The 6,428-nt window shown below is 54.8% G+C and carries 7 protein-coding genes; 2 read left to right on the top strand and 5 right to left on the bottom strand.

What is annotated here, in order from left to right; genetic code table 11:
- Positions 1-88 precede the first annotated feature (88 nt).
- Complete coding sequence (locus ABYP39_RS16590; RefSeq protein WP_372783654.1) at positions 89-745, top strand: flagellar hook-length control protein FliK; 657 nt, start codon at positions 89-91, stop codon at positions 743-745.
- On the top strand, positions 742-1,044 hold the full coding sequence (locus ABYP39_RS16585) for an EscU/YscU/HrcU family type III secretion system export apparatus switch protein (RefSeq protein ID WP_372750273.1): 303 nt from the start codon (positions 742-744) through the stop codon (positions 1,042-1,044). The genes ABYP39_RS16590 and ABYP39_RS16585 overlap by 4 nt, the downstream gene beginning before the upstream one ends.
- Positions 1,045-1,113: 69 nt before the next feature.
- Here the strand turns inward: ABYP39_RS16585 and ABYP39_RS16580 are convergent, their stop codons facing one another.
- The 5 genes from ABYP39_RS16580 to flhA are packed head-to-tail and all read right to left on the bottom strand — an operon-like array spanning position 1,114 to position 6,350.
- Complete coding sequence (locus ABYP39_RS16580) at positions 1,114-1,551, bottom strand: hypothetical protein (protein WP_372759335.1); 438 nt, start codon at positions 1,549-1,551, stop codon at positions 1,114-1,116.
- 18 nt (positions 1,552-1,569) lie between these two features.
- A complete protein-coding gene (locus ABYP39_RS16575; RefSeq protein ID WP_372759336.1) occupies positions 1,570-2,301 on the bottom strand; it encodes an RNA polymerase sigma factor FliA in 732 nt (243 codons plus the stop codon).
- 13 nt (positions 2,302-2,314) lie between these two features.
- Positions 2,315-3,115: a MinD/ParA family protein gene (locus ABYP39_RS16570; RefSeq protein ID WP_372759707.1), complete on the bottom strand. Its 801-nt coding sequence runs from the start codon at positions 3,113-3,115 to the stop codon at positions 2,315-2,317.
- The gene (gene flhF / locus ABYP39_RS16565) at positions 3,112-4,227 is read right to left on the bottom strand and encodes a flagellar biosynthesis protein FlhF (RefSeq protein WP_372783652.1); all 1,116 of its coding nucleotides are present in this window, start codon (positions 4,225-4,227) and stop codon (positions 3,112-3,114) included. Before flhF ends, ABYP39_RS16570 begins: the two co-directional genes overlap by 4 nt.
- A 5-nt stretch (positions 4,228-4,232) precedes the next feature.
- Positions 4,233-6,350 (bottom strand): flagellar biosynthesis protein FlhA, encoded by a 2,118-nt coding sequence (gene flhA, locus ABYP39_RS16560; protein WP_372783650.1) that lies wholly within the window; start codon positions 6,348-6,350, stop codon positions 4,233-4,235.
- Positions 6,351-6,428: the final 78 nt, after the last annotated feature.

Here is a 6,428-nt window from a genome sequence, read left to right as displayed (position 1 = left end):
CCCTGCGCCGCAGAGCACAGCGCCACAGAACACGGCACCGGCGAGGACGAGCATAGAGCTACCGGTATTCCCCAGCCCTGGCTCGTCTGTGTCTGCTAGTTCGGCGCGCACATCAACTTACGGAGTACCCGCCACACCAACGGCTGCACACGCTCTTACCCCGCCAGCCCTCAGCCCGCAAACGGCGTTGCCGCAAAATCTGCAAGCCACCACGTATCAACAGGCTGCGCACAACCGTCGCGGCGAATTGGCGCAAGCCGCAAACTATCAGGAATCCGCGCCGTCGTTATTGCGCGTTGTCGAAGCTGGATTGGCGAGGCTTGAAAGCCAGCAACTCGTCGCAGCCCAAGGCAGGGAAAACCAACAGTTAATGTGGTTGCTCGAGTTACCCGTGCGCAATGGTCAGGAAATCGACGTCTGGCAGTTTTACTTACGGCGCGAAGAGCGATCGACCAGACAAGCCAGTGAACAAAATGAAGTTCACTGGCGGGTATCGCTCAACGTTGCCTTGGGTGCCCTCGGCGAATTGGCAGTAGAAGTAGACTACGCGGCCAGTGAAACGCAACTGGTGTTCTACAGTAAAAACCCCGATATCCTCGCTCTTATACAGCAACGTCAGGACGACCTTGTTACACGGTTGAACACTCTCGGCGTCGAGCAAACCCGTGTGGAGGCGCATTTTGGGGAGTTGCCGGAAGCATCACGCCCACCACAATACCAGCCAGCACTGGATGCACGCGCATGACTCAGGAAGATGACAAGAGCCTCGAGTCTCAACAGGCTGCCGCCCTGTCTTACGACGGCTACGGTTCACCGCGTGTGGTCGCCAAAGGAGAAGCCGAACTGGCGCAGGAGATTCTTCGTATTGCCCATGAAAATGGTGTGCCGATACGCAAGGACCAGGCACTTACCGCTCTGCTGTCACAGGTGGATATCGGAACGGAAATCCCTCCCCTACTCTATGTGGCGGTGGCAGAAGCGCTGGCCTTTGCCTACAGCCTTCAGGACGAACTGCGCTGGGTGGACGAAAAACCGGGGTCGTAACGAGTATTATTTAGCCAGTATCGAGTTTACGAGACTATCGAACAAAAAACTCACGTTACGAACCCTGTTTTAGGCTGGGGCGTTTTGGCTATAGAGGCTAGCGATGAGCTTGGCTTCGCTGGGGCTAACCCCGGCGCGCGATGCCAGATCCGAATCATCTTGTCCGCGAATGGCGATGGCAATGGCATCGTCTACGCGCTGTTTGCGTTGGTGGGTGTTTTCGGCCAGACGTTGTTGCCGATTGTTGAGACGATCCACGTAGGCTTCAAGTGTCCCGAGTCGTTCGCGCAATAGGCTCATTTCTTCCTGTTGCGCCGATACCAGACGCGACATGGCGCGCAACTTCACGGTATCTTCCAGCGCCGTCAGACGATTACAGTCTCGGCGTTGCTTGTAAAAGTAGAGGCAAAATGCGGTGACCAGAAGACCGCCAACTATGGCAAACAGGCTGCTCGGCGGCATACTGCCCAAGGTTGAAATCGCACTTTCCAACGGTTCATAGTTCACGGTAATGTCCTCCTGCGGTCAGGGCTGGGTCCAGTCAGTCATGCGGCTTTTAAGTCGCATGATGGCCTGACCGTGTATTTGGCAGACTCTGGATTCGGATACATCTAGCACCAGGCCAATTTCTTTGAGATTTAATCCGGTGTCGTAATACAGTGACAAGACCAGCTTTTCTTTGTCGGGCAAACTGCTGATTTGCTGCGCCAGCGCGTTTTGAAAGTCGTCGGCGAGGACTTCATTGATCATGGCGTCGCGGTCGCCGGTCTCGCCCAGAAACTCACCATCGTCATCACTCACCTGCTCTAGACTGCATAGCTGAATCGAACTGGCGTCCTGTACCAGTTGGTGATATTCATCGAGCCTAATATTCAACTCGGCGGCCACATCGGCACTGGCGGCCTCGCGTCCGGTGCGGTTTTCAACGCGTCGTATTGCATCGGTAAGCTGTCGTAATTGCTTGGAAAGCGAACGGGGTACCCAGCCGGTACTGCGCAGATGATCGATCATCGCGCCCCGAATACGCAGTCCGGCATAAGTTTCAAAACTGGCCCCACCATCGCTGCGAAAAGAGCTGGCAGCTTCCAGTATCCCAATCATGCCCGCCTGAATCAGATCATCCACGTCGACACTGTCGGGCAGTTTGAGAACAAGGTGATAAGCAATGCGCTTCACCAGGTCTGAATGCTTCAGCACAAGGGCGTCGCGATCGCCATGCTGTACTGCGGTATAGGTTGCGTATCCTGCTACCATCATATGGAGATGTCCGTCAGCCACTCATACGATCAACAAAAAATTCAACGTGCCCACCGGGTTGCGCTGGCGTGGGCCAGGCAGTCACCGTGTCTGCGAAGCGCTTAAAGCCCTTTGCTGCAGGTGATGACGGGAAAGCCTGCGAGACGCATTGCTGTTTTCCCACTGCTTTTGAGACACAGGCATCATCGGGAATATAGCCCGCGTAATTCAGCTGAATATTCAGAAAACGGCTTGCTGTTTCGGCCAGACGGTTAAATCCTGCGCGGGCCTGGGTTTCGCTGTTAACGCGGTTACGTAGCACCTGAAACCGGGTGATTCCGGCGTCTTTATTCAGAACTTTTATTAACGCGTAGGCATCCGCCATCGACGTGGGTTCGTCCGAGCAAACTACCGTGACATGATGGCTGGCGCGGCTGAAAGTGACGACGCTGTCAGAAATACCGGCAGCGGTGTCCACAATCATTACATCAAAGTCCTGATCGAGTTCACTCAATGCCATGACAATACCGGCGTGTTGTGTATTTGCCATGTCAGCCATAGACTTTTTACCTGACGCCGCAGGGATGACAGTAAAACCACCCGGAGCTTCCAGCAAAATATCTTTGAGACTGCAGTTGCCATCGATAACATCGGAAAGGTTCCGCTTGGGCTTCAGGTTCAGCAATATGTCTACGTTTGCCAGCCCCAAGTCGGCGTCGAGCAAGAGAACTTTCTTTCCGGCTCTCGCCAATTGCCAGGCTAGATTCACTGATACGTTGGTTTTGCCGACGCCACCTTTGCCACTGGCAACCGCAACAACTTTCACTGTACTCACGCTACAACTCCTGTTCGGTCGTACACTTCGCGATCATCCGAGGGCTTGCGGCGATTAAAATCACGGCCCAGTCGCCAAGCATGGCTGATCAGTGCCTTTGCCTCAGCACATTGAATATCTTCAGGTACCCGTGGGCCATCGCTGTACCATACCGCCGGCAAACGGCTTTGGATGAGCACCGAAAGCAAGGCACCTAGTCTAACGGCCTGATCTAGGTTGGTCGCGACTACGCCGTTGAGCGGCATCTGCCGAAATCGTTCAACAATTTCCCGCTGTACATGATGTTCCCGATCGGCTGGCAGTGTCAGAAATACGTCGATGTCTGGTAATACCGCAAACAGATCGTGTAATTGCGCCAGACCGCGGTCGTCCCGAATCCCCACACCGGCGGTATCAATCAGCAGATATTTCTTGTGGTTGAGCATTTTGATCAGTTCAGCAGCTTCGGTTGCGGTCGACGCGGCATGCACTGGAACCTGGAATATATTGCCGTAGATTCGCAGTTGTTCTTCTGCGGCGATGCGATGGGTATCGGTAGTGATCAACGCGATGTCATTGCGATAGCCGCGACGGACAAAATCTGCGGCAATTTTTGCGATCGTCGTGGTTTTGCCTGCGCCGGGCGGGCCAACGAGCGCTGTGACACCTTCACCAGGTGTCGGTAGCGTGCGAATGGCCTTGCGTAACAGGCTGTGCATCAGCTCCTGCTGCAGTTCACCCGACTCATTTTCAGGAAGACGTTTGATCAGCGCAGACGCGATTTGTGGTTCGATATCGAGCGTTTTCAGAAATTCAATGGCCTGGCGCCCTGACGGATTTTTGGCAGACTCTGATATCCACTGGGTACCCCGCGCGGTCTGCTCAAGTCCGGTGCGCGTTTTCGCCAGTTCACCTTGCAGACGCCGACGTGCATCGTCACTGTTTTGTTGGTGCGTAGGTACAACTAACCGTGGCTGTGCAGGGGCGGTTGCAACGGCTTCCACGCCGACCACTAGCTCAACGCCGTCGTTAACGCGACGGCAAGACAGCAGCGTCACGTCGTTGCCTAGCGACTCTTTGACCTTGCGCATGGCCTGGGTGCTGTCTGCGCCTATAAATGTGTGCACTTTCATTGTATTTACTCAGCCTGTTCAGCGGTTAATGCACTCTGGTGACTAACAGTTGAAACCAGTCGCACCTGTTTGCTGTCGGGAACTTCGTTGTAGGAGAGCACATGCAGGTTGGGCAGGGTTCTCCTGATAAAGCGCGACAGCCATTGTCTCAGTGGTGGGGCGACCAGTATTACTGATGGCTGACCCGAGGCTTCTTGGGTATTGGCAAAGCCCGCCAGGTCTTCCTGTAGTCGTTGGGCCAAGCCCGGCTCAAGACCACCACCACTTCCACGTAGAGCATCCTGCAATATGTGTTCCAGATCAGCATCCAAAGCGGCGACTGGAAGTTCGTCCGATAAGCCATTGATTTCCTGAACAATCATTCGCCCAAGCGCAATGCGAACACCTTCCAAAAGTTCGTCAGGTTCCTTGGTTTTTGGCGCTTGCTCCGCCAAAGATTCGGCAATCAGGCGAATGCTGCGAATGGAAACCCCCTCTTTGAGCAGGTTCTGCAGCACGCGCACAACCACACTCAATGGCAGTTGTTTGGGTACAAGGTTCTCGACCAATTTCGGGTCGGTATTGGCCAGTCGCTCCAGTAGTTGCTGCACTTCTTCGTGGCCGAGTAACTCGTGTGCATGGTTCTTCACCACCTGGCTCAGGTGAGTGGCCATGACGGTACTCGGGTCAACCACGGTATAGCCCATGGTTTGGGCTTGATCGCGTTGCGAGGATTCAATCCAGATTGCATCCATACCAAAGGCAGGATCTTTAGTCGGCGTACCCCGCAGTGTTCCCTGAGCGCCTCCGGGATTAATGGCCAGCTCCATGCCGGGCTGTACTTCGCCTGCGGCGATGGTGTCTCCCAGCAGCGTGATGCGGTAGGCCGTAGGATTTAGTTCCAGGTTATCTTTGATGTGAACTTGCTGAATCAGGAAGCCGAGCTCCTTGGAGAGTTTCTTTCGCACACCAGTTATGCGGTTGATCAGCTCACCGCCCTGCTGCCGATCGACCAGTGGGATCAGGCGATACCCGACCTCAAGTCCCACCACATCAAGATTCGTCACGTCGTCCCAGTTCAATTCGGGTATCGGTGCTTTGCTACCTTTTTCAATAGCAGCGTCGGCGTCTTCTTCAACCAGCTCCGGTTCGCTGCGACGTTGCTTTTCCATCATGCGCGCGAGCGCAAAACAGACTGCCGCCAACATAAGAAACACGAAATTCGGCATGCCTGGAATAACACCCAGAATGGTCAGCACCGCGCCCGCCATCACTAACACATGGGTGTTGGCGAGCATTTGGCCGCGCAGCTGCTGCCCCATATTCTGGGATCGGGATATGCGGGTCACGATGATGGCAACGGCTGTGGACAACAACAGCGCCGGTATTTGCGCTACCAGACCATCACCAATGGTCAGCAGTACATAATTTTCTGTGGCCTGGGAAAGACTTAGGTCATGTTGAAACACACCGATACTCAGCCCACCAATCACATTGATGAACAGGATGACAATACCCGCAACGGCATCGCCACGAACAAACTTGCTAGCACCGTCCATGGCACCGTAAAAGTCAGATTCCGTGCGGATTTCTTCGCGTCGCTCGCGGGCCTCGTCGGCGGTAAGCAGGCCCGCGTTCAAATCCGAGTCGATCGCCATCTGTTTGCCGGGCATGGCGTCAAGGGTAAATCGCGCGGTCACTTCCGATACCCGGCCTGCGCCTTTTGTAACCACCACAAAGTTGATGATGACCAGGATGATGAACACCACGATACCAACAGCGTAGTTGCCGCCGATAACAAAGTCGCCGAAAGATTCGATAACGCGTCCAGCTGCACCGGGGCCAGTGTGGCCTTCCAGTAGCACCACGCGCGTGGATGCTACGTTCAGCGCCAGTCGCAGTAGCGTACCGAGCAGTAACACCGTGGGAAAAATACTAAAATCGATGGGTCGGTCAACGTAGATTACCGCCAGCAATATCACCAGCGAGAGTGTGATATTGAAGGTGAAAAACAGATCCAGCGCAAAGGGTGGCAGCGGCAGAACCAGCATGCCGAACAAGGCCATCAGCATCAGCAGCACGCCCAAACCGCGCTCCATAAAACCTTCGAGCCAAACCGGAATTTTGTTGCTCAGGGTAGCCATAGTCGCTGTCCTTTAATCGGCGCGCGGGTGTAACCCACGCAAAAATTCGTCGTCGACTGCCGGTTCCGGCTGCACGGG

The sequence above is a fragment of the Litorivivens sp. genome, from assembly GCF_041625495.1.
Lineage (GTDB): Bacteria > Pseudomonadota > Gammaproteobacteria > Pseudomonadales > Spongiibacteraceae > Litorivivens.
The sequence above is the reverse complement of the archived record's forward strand: the minus strand, read 5'-3'. Positions and strand labels throughout refer to the sequence as shown.